Origin of the sequence: Streptococcus sp. LPB0220 (assembly GCF_008727815.1) — a bacterium.
GTDB lineage: Bacteria > Bacillota > Bacilli > Lactobacillales > Streptococcaceae > Streptococcus.
The window spans coordinates 23,804-40,053 of record NZ_CP044230.1; the positions used below are offsets into that span (position 1 = coordinate 23,804).

General features: G+C 41.7%; 15 protein-coding genes. All 15 read left to right on the forward strand.

Annotated features, from left to right (window positions below):
- The first annotated feature begins 72 nt into the window (after positions 1 to 72).
- The 15 genes from pcsB to LPB220_RS00265 all read left to right on the forward strand — a co-directional run bounded on the left by pcsB (position 73) and on the right by LPB220_RS00265 (position 16,250).
- On the forward strand, positions 73 to 1,314 hold the full coding sequence (pcsB, locus tag LPB220_RS00200; RefSeq protein WP_049473285.1) for a peptidoglycan hydrolase PcsB: 1,242 nt from the start codon (positions 73 to 75) through the stop codon (positions 1,312 to 1,314).
- Positions 1,315 to 1,493: 179 nt separating this feature from the next.
- Positions 1,494 to 2,468, forward strand: a complete 975-nt coding sequence (locus LPB220_RS00205; protein ID WP_150904985.1) for a ribose-phosphate diphosphokinase — start codon at positions 1,494 to 1,496, stop codon at positions 2,466 to 2,468.
- Between the two features lie 48 nt (positions 2,469 to 2,516).
- Complete coding sequence (locus LPB220_RS10735; protein ID WP_191904611.1) at positions 2,517 to 2,657, forward strand: hypothetical protein; 141 nt, start codon at positions 2,517 to 2,519, stop codon at positions 2,655 to 2,657.
- Positions 2,658 to 2,826: 169 nt separating this feature from the next.
- Positions 2,827 to 3,576: a hypothetical protein gene (locus tag LPB220_RS00210; RefSeq protein ID WP_150904987.1), complete on the forward strand. Its 750-nt coding sequence runs from the start codon at positions 2,827 to 2,829 to the stop codon at positions 3,574 to 3,576.
- Positions 3,577 to 3,664: 88 nt separating this feature from the next.
- A complete protein-coding gene (gene srtB, locus LPB220_RS00215; protein WP_049490639.1) occupies positions 3,665 to 4,513 on the forward strand; it encodes a class B sortase, LPKTxAVK-specific in 849 nt (282 codons plus the stop codon).
- Positions 4,514 to 4,668: 155 nt separating this feature from the next.
- On the forward strand, positions 4,669 to 5,850 hold the full coding sequence (locus LPB220_RS00220) for a pyridoxal phosphate-dependent aminotransferase (protein ID WP_150904989.1): 1,182 nt from the start codon (positions 4,669 to 4,671) through the stop codon (positions 5,848 to 5,850).
- Positions 5,834 to 6,613, forward strand: coding sequence for a DNA repair protein RecO (recO, locus tag LPB220_RS00225; protein WP_045760082.1), 780 nt, complete (start codon positions 5,834 to 5,836; stop codon positions 6,611 to 6,613). The genes LPB220_RS00220 and recO overlap by 17 nt, the downstream gene beginning before the upstream one ends.
- Positions 6,610 to 7,605: a phosphate acyltransferase PlsX gene (plsX, locus tag LPB220_RS00230; protein ID WP_150904991.1), complete on the forward strand. Its 996-nt coding sequence runs from the start codon at positions 6,610 to 6,612 to the stop codon at positions 7,603 to 7,605. The genes recO and plsX overlap by 4 nt, the downstream gene beginning before the upstream one ends.
- Before the next feature lie 3 nt (positions 7,606 to 7,608).
- Positions 7,609 to 7,857, forward strand: a complete 249-nt coding sequence (locus LPB220_RS00235) for an acyl carrier protein (protein WP_024054589.1) — start codon at positions 7,609 to 7,611, stop codon at positions 7,855 to 7,857.
- Positions 7,858 to 8,007: 150 nt separating this feature from the next.
- Positions 8,008 to 8,715 (forward strand): phosphoribosylaminoimidazolesuccinocarboxamide synthase, encoded by a 708-nt coding sequence (gene purC, locus LPB220_RS00240; RefSeq protein WP_061590634.1) that lies wholly within the window; start codon positions 8,008 to 8,010, stop codon positions 8,713 to 8,715.
- Positions 8,716 to 8,778: 63 nt separating this feature from the next.
- A complete protein-coding gene (locus LPB220_RS00245) occupies positions 8,779 to 12,504 on the forward strand; it encodes a phosphoribosylformylglycinamidine synthase (RefSeq protein ID WP_150904992.1) in 3,726 nt (1,241 codons plus the stop codon).
- A 12-nt stretch (positions 12,505 to 12,516) separates the two neighbouring features.
- Positions 12,517 to 13,956 (forward strand): amidophosphoribosyltransferase, encoded by a 1,440-nt coding sequence (purF, locus tag LPB220_RS00250; protein WP_014712616.1) that lies wholly within the window; start codon positions 12,517 to 12,519, stop codon positions 13,954 to 13,956.
- Between the two features lie 209 nt (positions 13,957 to 14,165).
- A complete protein-coding gene (purM, locus tag LPB220_RS00255; RefSeq protein ID WP_014712617.1) occupies positions 14,166 to 15,188 on the forward strand; it encodes a phosphoribosylformylglycinamidine cyclo-ligase in 1,023 nt (340 codons plus the stop codon).
- The gene (purN, locus tag LPB220_RS00260) at positions 15,188 to 15,742 is read left to right on the forward strand and encodes a phosphoribosylglycinamide formyltransferase (RefSeq protein ID WP_150904994.1); all 555 of its coding nucleotides are present in this window, start codon (positions 15,188 to 15,190) and stop codon (positions 15,740 to 15,742) included. The genes purM and purN overlap by 1 nt, the downstream gene beginning before the upstream one ends.
- A 43-nt stretch (positions 15,743 to 15,785) precedes the next feature.
- Positions 15,786 to 16,250 carry a GNAT family N-acetyltransferase gene (locus tag LPB220_RS00265; RefSeq protein ID WP_049486264.1) on the forward strand — a complete coding sequence of 155 codons (465 nt, stop codon included), beginning with the start codon at positions 15,786 to 15,788 and terminating at the stop codon, positions 16,248 to 16,250.

Genomic DNA, 16,250 nt, shown 5'->3' on the forward strand with positions numbered 1-16,250 from the left:
ATAGCGTAATATAAATTTTTAAAAAATTTGTTATACTAGTTAGTGTCTTATTAGAAAGGGAAAATTTATCTAATGAAGAAAAAATTATTTGCCACAATCTTATTGAGTACAGTTGCTTTATCACAAGGTGCTGTTGTAGCTGGTGTATCAGCTGACTCAACAGATGATAAGATTGCTGCTCAAGATAACAAAATCAATAGTATTAATCAACAACAACAAAGTGCACAAGCTCAGGTAGATCAAATTCAAGGTCAAGTATCTGAAATTAAAAAACAACAAGAAAATCTTCAAGCTGAAAATGACCGTTTGAATGAAGAATCTGAACGATTGTCAGCTGAGATTGATGAGTTGTCAAAAAATATTGTTGCTCGTCAAGAATCACTTGCAAATCAAGCACGTAGTGCTCAAACAACTGGGACTGCAACAAGCTATATTAATGCGATTGTTAGCTCTGGATCTTTGACAGAAGCTATCTCACGTATTTCTGCTATGAACGAAATTGCAGATGCTAACAACAAAATGTTGCAAGAGCAAAAACGTGATAAAGAAGAGATTGCACAAAAACAAAAAGAAAACAACGATGCTATCAATACTGTCATTGCAAACAAACAGCAATTAGAAGATGATGCGCAAGCTTTGTCAACAAAAGAAGCTGAGTTGAAAGTAGCACAATTGAACTTGGCTGCTGAAAAATCAACTGCTGAAAACGAAAAGAATGCTTTGTTGCAACAAAAAGCGGAAGCTGAAAAAGCAGCAGCAGCAGCGGCAGCAGCTGAAGCAGCTTACCGTGCAAAACAAAAAGAACAACAAGCAGCTGTTAAAGCTTCAGCTAATACAACTCTTCAAGCACAAGTTCAAGCGGCAGCTCAAACACCTGCTGCAACACCAGCGGCAGCACAAACTCAAGCAGCACCTCAACCTGCTGTTCAAACTCAAGCAGCGGCTGCACCAGTAGCAACTACTTCTCGTCCAACTTATAGTACATCTGCATCATCTTATCCAGTTGGTGAATGTACATGGGGTGCGAAGACATTGGCTCCATGGGCTGGCGATTACTGGGGCAACGGTGGTCAATGGGCTGCAAGTGCAGCGGCTGCTGGATTCCGTACAGGATCTCAACCACAAGTTGGTGCTATTGCATGTTGGAATGATGGTGGATATGGACACGTAGCAGTCGTTACAGCTGTTCAATCTACAACAAGTATCCAAGTTTCTGAATCTAACTATAACGGTATCCGTAGTATTGGTAACTACCGTGGTTGGTTCAACCCAACAACAGCTCAAGGTACTGTTACTTATATCTATCCAAACTAAGAATAAAAAAGAAGCAGGACAGTTGTTCTGCTTCTTTTTTTGAAATAGTGTCGGTAGAGCCGGATTTTGTATTTTCCATAAATTAATATTTGAATATTTGCTTAAAAAGCGATAAAATGTTTACAGGAGAAATTTGTGCTGACTGTACAATATGGTTTTAGATTTTACTGGAGGAAATCATGTCATTTTCTGATTTAATGCTCTTTGCTTTGTCGTCAAATCAAGAATTGGCTCAACGTGTGTCTCGCGAAATGGGACTACCGCTTGGAAAGTCAACGGTTCGTCAATTTTCTGATGGAGAAATTCAGGTTAATATTGAAGAATCAATCCGTGGGAAAGATGTTTATATTTTGCAATCCACTAGCTCACCGGTCAATGATAATCTTATGGAAATTTTGATTATGGTAGATGCGTTGAAACGGGCTAGTGCGCAATCTATTAATGTGGTGATGCCGTATTACGGCTATGCTCGTCAAGACCGGAAAGCTCGGGCTCGTGAACCAATCACTTCTAAGTTGGTAGCAAATATGCTTGAGGTTGCTGGAGTTGATCGTCTGTTGACAATTGATTTGCACGCTGCTCAAATTCAAGGTTTCTTTGATATTCCTGTTGACCACTTGATGGGTGCGCCTTTGATCGCAGACTATTTCGAACGTCGCGGGATGATTGGAAAAGACTATGTTGTTGTCAGTCCAGATCATGGTGGTGTGACTCGTGCTCGGAAATTAGCTGAATTTTTGAAGACTCCGATTGCGATTATAGATAAACGCCGGAGTGTCGATAAGATGAATACGAGTGAAGTGATGAATATCATTGGGAGTGTTGAAGGTAAAACTTGTATTTTGATTGATGATATGATTGATACAGCTGGTACAATCTGTCATGCGGCGGATGCCCTTGCTGAAGCAGGAGCTATAGAGGTTTATGCAAGCTGTACGCACCCAGTTTTATCAGGTCCAGCGATGGACAACATTCAAAAATCAGCCATTAAGAAGTTGGTGGTATTGGATACGATTTATCTACCGGAAGATCGATTGATTGATAAGATTGAGCAAATTTCGATTGCGAAGCTCCTTGCTGAGGCCATTGTTCGCATTCATGAAAATCGTCCTCTTTCCCCTCTATTTGAAATCGGAAATGCCAAAAAATGTTAACAATAAGGAGGCTGAAAAACAGCCTCTTTTGTTTAGGAGGAAATACAAATGGAAATCAGAAAATGGTGGAAGGATCTAAAAAAAGAAAAGGTACGGAAAAAACTGGTTCAAGCAGCTAAAGAACTAGAAGCAAAGACGGATCCTAGTTTGCCCAAGAAGAAGTTGCCAGAGAATAGGGCTGTGAAATAGTTTAGAAAAGACACCACATCTTGTAATTTTATCTTTCAAATAGGTCCTAACCTTAAACTTTTTTTTAAAAAAACTAAAAAAAGTCTTGACATAGGAAGAATATCCTAGTATACTAGTCATAGTTACGAAGTAACGAATAATTTTTGAAAAGAAAAAAGGAGATAAAACAATGAAAAAAGTTTTATTATCATCGGTAGCAGCTCTTGCTGTATTTGCAGCAGCAGCTCCAGCATTTGCAGAACAAGGAAAATTTGTTGAGACAGCTCGTACAGAAGTTCGTGATGCTCAAGGTAAAGTTACAGGATGGAACATCACTGTAAGCGATGGAAAAGAATCACATACAAGCTTTAGCCCAGCATATGATGGTGGTCAAGTTGTTGGAGATACTGATCTTCACAACCCTAAAGTTAAAGATCCATTTAAAAATGGTCCCACAACAGTTAAAACTGAAAAAACAAACAAACATGTTCGTGTAACTGTTCTTGATGGTGGTGGACGTCCAGTTCCAGGTGCTACTATTGACTTTATGTACAAAGGATATTCTATCGGTTCTGCTGTAACAAATGTTGGTGGAGATGCTGAAATTGAATACTTGTTCAACGAAGGTGATGTTGTAGAATTCCGCGTTGGTAAAACAGCTACAGACTTTAAAGAACTTGTAACAGCTACTGGTTCAGTAACAGTTACTGCTGATATGTACACTAACGGTTCAGTAACACTTCCATACAAATTGGATGACCGTGCTGCAACAATCAACACAAACTCTAAAGATGTAAAAGCTTCTGACAACAACCAAAATAAAGAAGAAGCTAAATCAGAAGCTCAAAAAACTGAAAAAGGAGCTAAAGCAGCTAAAGATGGTAAAGCAGCATCAGCTCAAGCTGGTAAAGCTCTTCCAAAAACAAGCGCAGCTAAATAATTTGATTATTAATTAGCTCGTAAAATATCACTGGACCTTCGGGTTCAGTGTTATTTTTTAGAAAAAATCATCAAGAGGAGATCAATCAATGAAAAGAGCTGGGGAAAAAAGTTCAAATAAATTGGGTCTTGTGATTGCTGCTCTTGTTGCAGTTGTTGTTCTTGTTGCTGGATTTATTTTCTTTAATCCATTTGGAGGAACTAAGTCATCTAGCACGGCTAAAAAAACAACTGGAACAAGTTCAACCAAGCAAGAAACTAAATATGAACCAAGTCAAGAAGAAAAAGATTACTTGAAAAATCGTTTTGCTCAGTTAACAGCTGTTAACCCTGAGGCAATCGCTTATGTCTATGCACCGGGTACTGAGTTGGATGAACCTGTTGTACAAACCACTGACAATGAAACTTATTTGAATAAGACGTTTGATGGTGGAAATGAACCATACATGGGGACAGTCTTCATGGATATGGACAACAAGAAAGACTTCAGTGATCGTTTGACTTGGTTGTTTGGTCATGCTCGTGGTAGTAAGGTCGGCGATCATCGCATGTTTAATGATGTCAACTACTATGACAAACAAGAGTATTTAGACCAACATCCGTATGTTGTGATTGAGACACCAGAGCGGAAATATTATTATGAAGTAATGGGATTGGTCATTGTCCCAGAGGACACCGCTTTCTACCGTACAAGCTTTACTGATGACAATGATTTTACGACACAATTGAAGAATATCTATGAGTCAGCTCGTACGAAGAATCCTAATATCAAGATCAAAGCATCTGATAAGTATTTAGTATTGTCAACTTGTCGTGAAGAGGATGAAACCATTCGTTCTAACCTCTACCTTCGTCAAATTCCTGATTCAGAAATGAAGGATTTTGTGGCAAAACATGCGGATCAATTGAAATATGTGGCAACACGTGGTCAACAATAATGGCTTGAAAGACTTAGCATTGCTAAGTCTTTTTTTCATGGAAGGATTTTTGAAATGTCCTTTGGTGGTCAGCAAAAGGTGGGGATCTGGCTTGTTCTTTTGCGATGGGGTCCTATTTATAGTATAATGAATATAAGTGTTTTTGGAGGTGGATTATGGATTTAACGAAACGTTTTAATAAAAATCTGAATCGGATCGAAGTTTCTTTGATTCGTCAGTTCGATCAATCAATTTCTTCCATTCCTGGTGTCTTGCGTTTGACTTTGGGGGAACCGGATTTTACAACTCCTGAACATGTAAAAGAAGCAGGAAAGGCTGCCATTGATGCGAATTTTAGCCATTACACTGGGATGAGTGGTTTGCTGGCTTTGCGTGAGGCTGCGAGTCAGTTTGTGGCTGATAAATATGGTATTTACTACCGTCCTGAAGATGAGATATTGGTGACGATCGGTGCGACTGAAGCCCTATCTGCAACCTTGACAGCAATCTTGGAACCTGGAGATGTAGTGCTTCTTCCGGCACCAGCTTATCCTGGTTATGAACCGATTGTGAATTTGGTTGGGGCGGAGATTATTGAAATTGATACGACAGCAGATCGTTTTGTCTTGACTCCTGAAAAGTTGGAAAAGGCCATTCTAGAGCAGGGTGAAAAATTGAAGGCTGTTATTCTTAATTATCCAGCTAATCCAACGGGTGTCACTTATTCGTGCGAACAGATGGCAGAATTAGCTGCTGTCTTAAAAAAATATGAAGTCTTTGTGATTTGTGATGAAGTCTATTCAGAGTTGACTTATACTGGAGAAGCGCATGTCTCTATGGCCTCCTTTATTCCTGAGCAGACTATTGTCATTAATGGCTTGTCCAAATCTCATGCCATGACAGGCTGGCGGCTTGGCTTTATCTTTGCGCCTGCTGCATTGACGGCCCAACTCATCAAGAGCCATCAGTATTTGGTAACGGCTGCTGGAACCATGAACCAGTATGCTGCGATCGAAGCTTTGACGGAAGGTCGGGATGATGCGGAGCCAATGAAGAAGGAATATGTGAAGCGTCGGGATTATATTATCGAACAGATGTCCGCACTTGGGTTTGAGATTATTAAGCCAGATGGAGCCTTTTATATTTTTGCTAAAATCCCAGCTGGTTATAATCAAGATTCCTTTGCTTTCTTGCAGGATTTTGCGCGTGAAAAAGCGGTTGCTTTCATTCCTGGTGCTGCTTTTGGTCAATATGGTGAAGGCTATGTGCGTTTGTCGTATGCAGCCAGCATGGAGGTTATCAAGGAAGCAATGAAACGCTTGAAGGAGTATATGGAAGAACATGCTGGAGTCAATTGAGACCCGGGGAATTGTCCTGTATAATCGGGAGTTTCGTGAGGATGACAAGCTGGTCAAAATCTTCACAGAGAAGTCAGGGAAGCGGATGTTTTTTGTGAAACATGCGGGAAAATCACGGTTGAATCCCATGTTGCAACCTTTAGTAACGGCAGATATGTTGTTGAAAATCAATGATGATGGGTTGAGTTATATTGATGATTTTCAAGATGTGCAGGTTTATAAGAAAATCAATGCAGATCTTTTTGCCCTTTCTTATGCGACCTATGTTCTGGCGCTTGCGGATGCAAGTATTCAGGATAATCAAGTGGATCCGGCCCTGTTTGCTTTTTTGGAAAAGACCTTGTCTTTGATGGAAGAGGGACTGGATTATGAGGTTTTAACCAATATTTTTGAGATTCAGATTCTATCACGATTTGGAGTTATCTTGAATCTGCATGAATGCTGTTTCTGTCATCGGGTTGGACTTCCTTTTGATTACTCTTTTCGGTATAGTGGGGTGCTTTGTCCGGATCACTATGATCAGGATGAGAGACGCGCTCACTGGCATCCGAATGTTCTCTATTTATTGGATCAGTTTCAAGCAGTACGATTCAGTGAGTTAGAGACGATTTCCCTACAAGCGGAGATGAAAGCAGCTCTGCGTCAGGCAATTGATCAGTTGTATGAGGAGTATGTAGGGATCCATTTAAAAGCTAAAAAGTTTATCGATTCCTTGAGTGATTGGGGAGCGATTATGAAAGATTCATCTGGAGGTGAAACATGAAAAAAATTGCAGTAGATGCAATGGGGGGCGATAATGCACCTCAAGCCTTGGTAGAAGGTGTGAATCAAGCCATTCGTGATTTTGATGATATTGAGATTGTCTTGTATGGCGATGAGGCAAAAATCAAAGACTATTTAACCGCAACAGAACGTGTATCGATTGTGCATACGGAAGAAAAAATCGATTCAGATGATGAGCCAACGCGGGCCATTCGTCGGAAGAAAAAGGCTTCTATGGTCTTAGCTGCCAAGGATGTGAAGGCTGGTGAGGTCGATGCCATGCTATCTGCGGGAAATACAGGTGCGCTATTGGTGGCTGGTTTCTTTATCGTTGGCCGCATCAAAGGGGTGGAACGACCTGGCTTGATGTCGACACTTCCGACGGTTGATGGTCGTGGCTATGATATGCTAGACTTAGGGGCCAATGCGGAAAATACACCAGAGCACTTGCATCAGTATGCTGTGATGGGATCCTACTATGCTGAAAATGTTCGTGGGATTCAAAAACCACGCGTGGGTCTATTGAATAATGGGACAGAAGCTAGTAAGGGAGATCCTTTGCGCAAGGAAACCTACCAACTGTTATCTGAGGATGAGTCGATTCATTTTGTTGGGAACGTGGAAGCGCGTGACTTGATGAATGGTGTTGCTGATGTCGTTGTGGCGGATGGTTTTACAGGAAACGCTGTCTTGAAAACGATGGAAGGAACGGCTTTTGGGATCTTGAAGCAATTGAAACAAGCGATTGCCACTGGAAACTGGAAGGCGAAATTGGGAGCATTTCTGCTCAAGGACCGTTTGAAATCATTGAAGCAAACCTTGGATTTCTCAGATGTTGGAGGAGCGGTCTTGTTTGGTCTTCAAGCACCTGTTGTTAAAACGCATGGTTCGAGTGATGCCAAAGCTGTCTATAGCACGATTCGTCAGATTCGGACCATGTTAGAGACAGATGTTGTTGGAAAATCAGTGAAGGAATTATCGAAGGAAGGGTAATGTATGAGTAAACAAAACGAAATTTTAGCTACAATTGAGGAATTTCTCAAAGATCGCAAGGGACCAGATTTTCAAGTATCTTTGGAATCTGACTTACGTAAGGATTTACAAGCAGACTCTGTTGAATTGATGGAATTTATTATCAATCTTGAGGATGAATACCAAATTGAGATTCCGGACAAGGCTATTGATGAATTTAACACAGTAGGGGATGTTGTCGACTATATCGAAAAACGAACTGCTGGTCACTAATGAAAAAGGGATCGTTCAGAGATTATTCTGGAGGGTCTTTTTTTCTGTTCTTTTTATTCGGATTCTGCTTATATTGTACGGAATTTTATTGAAAATACACTTTGTATGTGATAGAATGAAGGTGATAAAATACGAAAGGCGAACAAAGTCATGACCAATCAACTGATTTATACTGGAAAAGCTAAGGATATCTATACTACTGAGGACGAACATGTGATTAAGTCGGTCTATAAGGACCAAGCCACTATGCTGAATGGGGCTCGTAAGGAGACGATTAAGGGAAAAGGTGTGCTAAATAATCAGATTTCGTCTCTTATTTTTGAAAAATTGAATGCTGCGGGTGTAGCTACTCACTTTATAAAACGTATTTCTGACACAGAACAACTCAACAAGAAAGTAAAAATTATTCCTTTGGAGGTGGTTCTTCGTAATGTGACTGCGGGTTCTTTCTCTAAACGTTTTGGCGTTGAAGAAGGTTTGGACTTGAAAACTCCAATCGTTGAATTTTACTATAAAAACGATGAGTTGGATGACCCATTCATCAATGATGAGCATGTGAAGTTTTTGGATATTGCCAATGATGAACAAATTGCTTATATTAAGGAAGAAACGCGTCGTATCAATGAATTGCTGAAGGATTGGTTTGCACAAATTGGTCTTCGCTTGATTGACTTCAAATTGGAATTTGGTTTTGATAAGGATGGCAAGATCATCTTGGCGGATGAATTCTCTCCAGATAACTGTCGCCTTTGGGATGCTGAAGGGCACCATATGGACAAGGATGTTTTCCGTAGAGATTTGGGCAGTTTAACGGATGTATATAAGGTTGTGTTAGAGAAGTTGCAAGACTTGAAATAATTTGGTTGAAACGGAAAACCTTCGTCTTCGATAACATGTTTGAATAGAAATAAAGGAAATAAAATGGATAAACGTATTTTCGTTGAGAAAAAAGCTGATTTTCGTGTAAAATCAGACTCTTTAGTAAAAGAATTGCAGCATAATCTTCAGTTGAAAACATTGAAGGATCTTCGGATTGTTCAGGTTTACGATGTTTTTGGTTTGGCAGAGGACTTGTTTGCGCGTGCGGAAAAACATATCTTCTCTGAGCAAGTGACCGATACTGTTTTGGATGAAGCTACGGTTCAGACTGATCTTGAGAAATATGCTTTCTTTGCGATCGAAAGCTTACCTGGTCAATTTGACCAACGTGCGGCATCTTCACAAGAAGCTTTGCTGTTGTTGGGTAGTTCAAATGACGTAACAGTGAATACAGCGCAATTGTACTTGGTTAACAAGGATATCGATGCGAATGAGTTGGAAGCTGTTAAAAACTACCTTTTGAACCCAGTGGATTCTCGTTTCAAAGATATCACTGTTGGCATTGCGAAACAGGATTTCTCTGAGTCTGACAAGACCATTCCAAGCTTGGATTTCTTTGAAAGGTATACGGCAGAAGATTTTGCACAGTATAAGGCTGAGCAAGGATTGGCCATGGAAGTGGATGACCTTCTCTTCATTCAAGATTACTTCAAATCCATTGGACGTGTACCAACTGAGACTGAGCTTAAGGTTTTGGATACTTACTGGTCTGACCACTGTCGTCACACGACTTTCGAAACTGAGTTGAAAACCATCGACTTCTCAGCTTCTAAATTTAAAAAACAATTGCAAGCGACTTATGACAAGTATATTGCCATGCGTGATGAGTTGGGACGTACAGAAAAACCTCAAACCTTGATGGATATGGCAACTATTTTTGGCCGTTATGAGCGTGCTAATGGTCGTTTGGATGACATGGAAGTGTCTGATGAAATCAATGCCTGCTCTGTTGAAATTGAAGTGGATGTCAATGGTGTCAAAGAACCATGGCTTCTCATGTTCAAGAACGAAACGCACAACCACCCAACGGAGATCGAACCATTTGGTGGAGCGGCTACTTGTATCGGTGGTGCCATTCGTGACCCATTGTCAGGTCGTTCATACGTTTACCAAGCCATGCGTATCTCAGGTGCTGGTGATATTACAACACCAATTGCTGAAACTCGCGCTGGTAAATTGCCACAACAAGTGATTTCTAAAACAGCGGCTCACGGTTATTCTTCATACGGTAACCAAATTGGTTTGGCGACAACTTATGTTCGTGAATACTTCCACCCAGGTTTTGTTGCTAAGCGTATGGAGCTAGGTGCAGTTGTCGGTGCGGCTCCTAAAGAAAATGTGGTTCGTGAAAAACCTGAAGCAGGTGATGTGATTATCTTGCTTGGTGGTAAGACTGGACGTGACGGTGTCGGTGGTGCGACAGGTTCTTCTAAAGTTCAAACGGTTGAATCTGTTGAAACAGCTGGTGCTGAGGTTCAAAAAGGAAATGCCATCGAAGAACGTAAGATTCAACGTCTTTTCCGTAATGGAGAAGTGACCCGTCTGATCAAGAAATCAAATGACTTTGGTGCCGGTGGTGTCTGTGTGGCGATCGGTGAATTGGCAGATGGTCTTGAAATTGATCTAGACAAAGTGCCATTGAAATACCAAGGTTTGAACGGTACAGAAATTGCTATCTCAGAATCTCAAGAACGGATGGCTGTAGTGGTTCGTCCAGAAGATGTAGATGCTTTCGTTGCAGCATGTAATAAAGAAAATATTGATGCTGTTGTTGTTGCGACAGTGACGGAAAAACCAAATCTTGTTATGCACTGGAATGGTGAAACCATCGTTGATTTGGAACGTCGTTTCCTTGATACAAACGGTGTACGTGTGGTTGTAGATGCTAAGGTGGTTGACAAGGATGTCAAGCTTCCAGAAGAACGTCAAACATCTGCTGAAACCCTTGAAGCGGATACTCTTGAAGTCTTGGCTGACCTGAACCATGCCAGTCAAAAAGGTTTACAAACCATCTTTGATAGCTCGGTTGGTCGTTCAACAGTTAATCACCCACTTGGTGGTCGCTACCAAATCACACCAACGGAAGCTTCTGTACAGAAATTGCCAGTCCAACATGGCGTGACAACAACTGCATCTGTTATGGCGCAAGGATTCAACCCTTATGTAGCAGAATGGTCTCCATATCATGGCGCTGCTTATGCGGTCATCGAAGCCACAGCTCGTTTGGTTGCTGCTGGTGCAAACTGGTCTAAGGCTCGTTTCTCTTATCAGGAATACTTCGAGCGTATGGATAAACGAGCAGAGCGTTTTGGTCAACCAGTCTCAGCTCTCCTTGGATCAATCGAAGCTCAGATTCAACTTGGTTTGCCATCTATCGGTGGAAAAGACTCTATGTCTGGTACCTTTGAAGAATTGACAGTACCACCAACCTTGGTTGCTTTTGGGGTAACAACTGCGGATAGCCGTAAGGTCCTTTCTCCAGAATTTAAAGCTACTGGTGAAAATATCTATTACATCCCAGGTCAAGCTTTGGCACAAGAAATTGACTTTGATCTTATCAAGTCTAACTTTGCTCAATTTGAAGCCATCCAAGCTGATCACAAAGTAACAGCAGCATCAGCTGTCAAATATGGTGGTGTCCTTGAAGCTCTTGCCCTTGCAACCTTTGGGAACCATATCGGAGCAAACGTTGAATTAGATGACCTTGACACTAGCTTGACAGCCCAATTGGGTGGATTCGTCTTCGCATCGCCTGAAGACATTGCAGGTGTTGCTAAGATCGGACAAACAGTAGCTGACTTTACACTTACTGTCAATGGTGTAACGCTTGATGGACACAAACTTGACAGTGCTTTCCAAAGTAAATTGGAAGAAGTTTACCCAACGGAATTTGCACAGGCAACTGAGTTGGAAGAAGTACCAGCTGTGGCATCAGATGCTGTGATCAAAGCTAAAGAAACAGTTGATACACCAGTGGTTTATATCCCAGTATTCCCAGGTACTAACTCTGAGTACGATTCAGCTAAGGCCTTTGAAAAAGAAGGGGCAAAAGTCAACTTGGTACCATTTGTCACACTGAATGAAGAAGCTATTGTCAAGTCTGTTGACACTATGGTTGACAATATCGAAAAAGCTAACATTATCTTCTTTGCAGGTGGCTTCTCAGCAGCGGATGAACCAGATGGATCAGCTAAATTCATCGTGAACATCTTGCTGAATGAAAAAGTGCGTGCAGCCATTGATCACTTCATTGAACGCGGTGGCTTGATCATCGGTATCTGTAATGGATTCCAAGCTCTTGTTAAATCAGGTCTTCTTCCATATGGTAACTTTGAAGATGCAAGCAGCATGAGTCCAACCCTCTTCTACAATGATGCCAACCAACACGTGGCTAAAATGGTGGAAACACGGATTGCCAACACGAATTCACCATGGCTTGCCGGAGTAGAAGTTGGTGACATCCATGCCATTCCAGTATCACACGGTGAAGGTAAATTTGTCGTGACAGCTGAGGAATTCGCAGAGCTTCGTGACAATGGTCAAATCTTTACCCAATATGTTGACTTCGAAGGTAAACCAAGCATGGATTCAAAATACAATCCAAATGGTTCTGTCAATGCGATCGAAGGTATCACAAGTAAGAACGGTCAAATCATCGGGAAGATGGGACACTCAGAACGTTTCGAAGACGGTCTCTTCCAAAATATTCCAGGAAATAAAGATCAACATCTCTTTGCGTCAGCGGTTAAATACTTTACTGGAAAATAAAAGGTATACAAAATGACATACGAAGTTAAATCTCTTAATGAAGAATGTGGTATTTTTGGGATCTGGGGACACCCAGATGCTGCAAAACTGACTTATTTCGGATTACACAGTCTTCAACACCGTGGTCAAGAAGGGGCAGGGATCCTTTCAAATGATGCGGGTCAATTAAAACGGTATCGTGATACGGGGCTTCTCTCAGAGGTGTTTCGGAATCCTGCTAACTTGGATAAGTTAACAGGGACGGGAGCGATTGGACATGTTCGCTATGCGACAGCTGGGGAAGCTTCGGTGGATAACATCCAGCCTTTCCTCTTTCGCTTTCATGATACCCAGTTTGGACTTGCTCACAACGGGAATTTGACCAATGCCAAGTCCCTCAAACGGGAGTTAGAAAATAACGGAGCGATCTTTAGCTCAACTTCTGATTCAGAAATCTTAGCGCACTTGATTCGTCGGAGCCACAACCCATCCTTCATGGGTAAGGTGAAAGAAGCCTTGAATACGGTGAAAGGTGGATTTGCTTACCTTCTCATGCTGGAAGATAAGCTGATTGCGGCCTTGGATCCAAATGGTTTCCGTCCTCTTTCGATTGGGAAAATGGCCAATGGCGCAATCGTAGTTTCCTCTGAAACCTGTGCTTTTGAAGTGGTTGGTGCTGAGTGGATCCGCGATGTGAATCCAGGTGAAGTCGTGATCATTGATGATAATGGCATTACTTACGATAACTATACAACGGATACCCAATTGGCTGTTTGCTCGATGGAGTATATCTACTTTGCCCGCCCGGACTCCAATATTCAAGGGGTGAATGTCCATACTGCTCGTAAACGTATGGGGGCTCAATTGGCACGTGAATTCAAACATGAAGCAGATATTGTGGTCGGTGTACCTAACTCTTCACTTAGTGCAGCCATGGGATTTGCGGAAGAATCTGGCCTCCCAAATGAAATGGGCTTGATTAAAAACCAATACACCCAACGTACTTTTATCCAACCAACACAAGAATTGCGTGAGCAAGGGGTTCGGATGAAGCTCTCTGCCGTATCCGGTGTCGTGAAAGGCAAACGGGTTGTCATGATCGATGATTCTATCGTACGTGGGACGACCTCACGTCGTATCGTTAATTTGCTAAAAGAAGCAGGAGCAACAGAGGTTCACGTAGCAATCGGTAGCCCAGCTCTGGCTTATCCATGTTTCTACGGGATTGATATTCAAACGCGTAAGGAATTAATTGCGGCCAATCATACAGTAGAGGAAACACGCGAAATCATTGGTGCGGATAGCTTGACGTATTTGTCAATCGATGGTTTGATTGATTCTATTGGAATTGATACAGATGCCCCGAATGGCGGTCTTTGTGTGGCTTACTTTGATGGTAATTATCCTACGCCTTTGTATGACTACGAAGAACGCTATGTAGAAAGTTTGAAAGAACATACTTCTTTCTATTAAGAGCAGTGCAAAAGAAAAGGAATAAACAAATGACAAATAAAAATGCTTACGCTCCACGTCTCATTACTGACTAAAAGCTAAAGCATTTGTCAGTAGACGCTTTGCCCTATGGGACCAAAGCTAGAGACCTGACTAGTATTTTTAGATAAAATAATTGTTTATCTAAAAATACGTCGCACTCTTTCTCAAAAAAAGAAAAGGATTAAAAAATGACAAATAAGAATGCATACGCTCAATCTGGTGTGGATGTTGAAGCGGGTTATGAAGTTGTTGAACGGATCAAAAAACACGTGGCACGTACGGAACGTGCGGGTGTCATGGGAGCTCTTGGTGGTTTCGGTGGCATGTTTGACCTTTCAAAAACAGGTGTCAAAGAACCTGTTTTGATCTCAGGTACAGATGGTGTTGGAACCAAGCTCATGCTAGCTATCAAGTATGACAAACACGATACGATCGGTCAAGACTGTGTGGCTATGTGTGTCAACGATATCATCGCTGCAGGTGCTGAGCCCCTTTACTTCCTTGACTACGTAGCGACTGGTAAAAATGAACCAGCTAAATTGGAACAGGTCGTTGCTGGTGTGGCTGAAGGTTGTGTGCAAGCTGGTGCTGCCCTCATTGGTGGTGAAACTGCTGAAATGCCTGGTATGTATGGAGAAGATGACTATGACTTGGCTGGGTTTGCTGTCGGTGTTGCAGAAAAATCTCAAATCATTGACGGTTCAAAAGTAGCTGAAGGGGATGTGATTCTTGGACTTGCTTCAAGCGGTATCCACTCAAATGGTTACTCACTGGTTCGTCGTGTCTTTGCGGACTATACAGGTGAAGAAGTTCTCCCAGAATTGGAAGGCAAAAAACTGAAAGAAGTTCTTTTGGAGCCAACTCGTATCTACGTCAAAGCGGCTTTGCCACTCATCAAAGAAGAATTGGTGAATGGAATTGCCCACATCACAGGTGGTGGTTTCATCGAAAATGTACCTCGTATGTTCGCAGATGACTTGGCTGCTGAAATTGATGAAAGCAAAGTGCCAGTCCTTCCAATTTTTAAAGCTCTTGAAAAATATGGCCAAATCAAACACGAAGAAATGTTTGAAATCTTCAACATGGGTATTGGTCTTATGCTTGCGGTTAAACCAGAACATGTGGAACGTGTCAAAGAACTTCTTGACGAACCTGTTTATGAAATCGGTCGTATTGTGAAGAAAGATGGCGCAAGTGTGGTGATTAAATAATGGCTAAAAGGATTGCTGTATTTGCCTCTGGCAACGGCTCAAACTTCCAGGTGATTGCAGAACAATTTCCAGTAGAATTTGTCTTTTCAGATCACCGGGATGCCTATGTCTTAGAACGTGCCAAGAACCTTGGTGTAGCTAGTCATGCCTTTGAACTCAAGGAATTTGATAATAAAGCAGCTTATGAAGAAGCTATCGTCAAACTCTTGGATGAGCACCAGATTGACTTGGTTTGCTTGGCGGGTTATATGAAAATCGTTGGCTCAACCTTGCTAGCAGCTTATGAAGGCCGTATCATCAATATTCACCCGGCTTATCTCCCTGAATTTCCAGGTGCTCATGGTATTGAGGATGCTTGGAATGCAGGTGTTGCTGAGAGCGGTGTGACGATTCACTGGGTGGATTCTGGTGTGGATACTGGTAAGGTTATCAAACAAGTCCGCGTGCCGCGCCTTGAAGGGGATACCCTTGATACTTTCGAAACTCGCATCCATGAAACAGAGTACAAACTCTATCCAGAAGTCTTGGAACGTTTGGGAGTGGAGAGAAGGTAAGAAGGAAATCAAGTTTTGATTGTGTAATCTTGGTAGGAGAAAAATGATTAATCTGAAGTTAGTAGATGAGAGCAGTTTTCAGGCAGTGCTGGATTTGAAAATATCTGAAGCTGATGAACGAGCACGTTTTGTAGCTCCCAATGTGCGTTCTTTAGCTGACGCATGGCTCTACCGAGAGAATGGGGATGTGTTTCCAATGGCAATCTATTGGAATGAGCTAGTAGTTGGTTTTCTACTGTTGGAAATAGATAAGGATGAGGCAGAATACTTTATCTGGCGGATAATGATTGGCCAGCAGTACCAAGGAAAAGGTTATGGACGAAAAGCCTTGGAAGCTCTGATCAAAGAGGCTCAGATGGATAGAGCTTGCAATCATATTATCGCAGATTATGTAGTTGGAAATGAAAAAATGAAGTACCTGCTGACTAGTTTGGGTTTTCAGGAAACAGGATTTATAGAAGAAAATAACGAAGTCGCTATGCGGTTGGATCTAAAGAAAGAGGAATAG

Excerpts from the sequence above, each read along its gene's own strand:
- pcsB (WP_049473285.1), top strand. The coding sequence starts at position 73 with ATGAAGAAAAAATTATTTGCCACAATCTTATTGAGTACAGTTGCTTTA.
- plsX (WP_150904991.1), top strand. The coding sequence starts at position 6,610 with ATGAAAAAAATTGCAGTAGATGCAATGGGGGGCGATAATGCACCTCAA.
- LPB220_RS00205 (WP_150904985.1), top strand. The coding sequence starts at position 1,494 with ATGTCATTTTCTGATTTAATGCTCTTTGCTTTGTCGTCAAATCAAGAA.
- LPB220_RS00210 (WP_150904987.1), top strand. The coding sequence starts at position 2,827 with ATGAAAAAAGTTTTATTATCATCGGTAGCAGCTCTTGCTGTATTTGCA.
- purF (WP_014712616.1), top strand. The coding sequence starts at position 12,517 with ATGACATACGAAGTTAAATCTCTTAATGAAGAATGTGGTATTTTTGGG.
- recO (WP_045760082.1), top strand. The coding sequence starts at position 5,834 with ATGCTGGAGTCAATTGAGACCCGGGGAATTGTCCTGTATAATCGGGAG.
- LPB220_RS10735 (WP_191904611.1), top strand. The coding sequence starts at position 2,517 with ATGGAAATCAGAAAATGGTGGAAGGATCTAAAAAAAGAAAAGGTACGG.
- purM (WP_014712617.1), top strand. The coding sequence starts at position 14,166 with ATGACAAATAAGAATGCATACGCTCAATCTGGTGTGGATGTTGAAGCG.
- srtB (WP_049490639.1), top strand. The coding sequence starts at position 3,665 with ATGAAAAGAGCTGGGGAAAAAAGTTCAAATAAATTGGGTCTTGTGATT.
- purN (WP_150904994.1), top strand. The coding sequence starts at position 15,188 with ATGGCTAAAAGGATTGCTGTATTTGCCTCTGGCAACGGCTCAAACTTC.
- LPB220_RS00265 (WP_049486264.1), top strand. The coding sequence starts at position 15,786 with ATGATTAATCTGAAGTTAGTAGATGAGAGCAGTTTTCAGGCAGTGCTG.
- LPB220_RS00235 (WP_024054589.1), top strand. The coding sequence starts at position 7,609 with ATGAGTAAACAAAACGAAATTTTAGCTACAATTGAGGAATTTCTCAAA.
- purC (WP_061590634.1), top strand. The coding sequence starts at position 8,008 with ATGACCAATCAACTGATTTATACTGGAAAAGCTAAGGATATCTATACT.
- LPB220_RS00245 (WP_150904992.1), top strand. The coding sequence starts at position 8,779 with ATGGATAAACGTATTTTCGTTGAGAAAAAAGCTGATTTTCGTGTAAAA.
- LPB220_RS00220 (WP_150904989.1), top strand. The coding sequence starts at position 4,669 with ATGGATTTAACGAAACGTTTTAATAAAAATCTGAATCGGATCGAAGTT.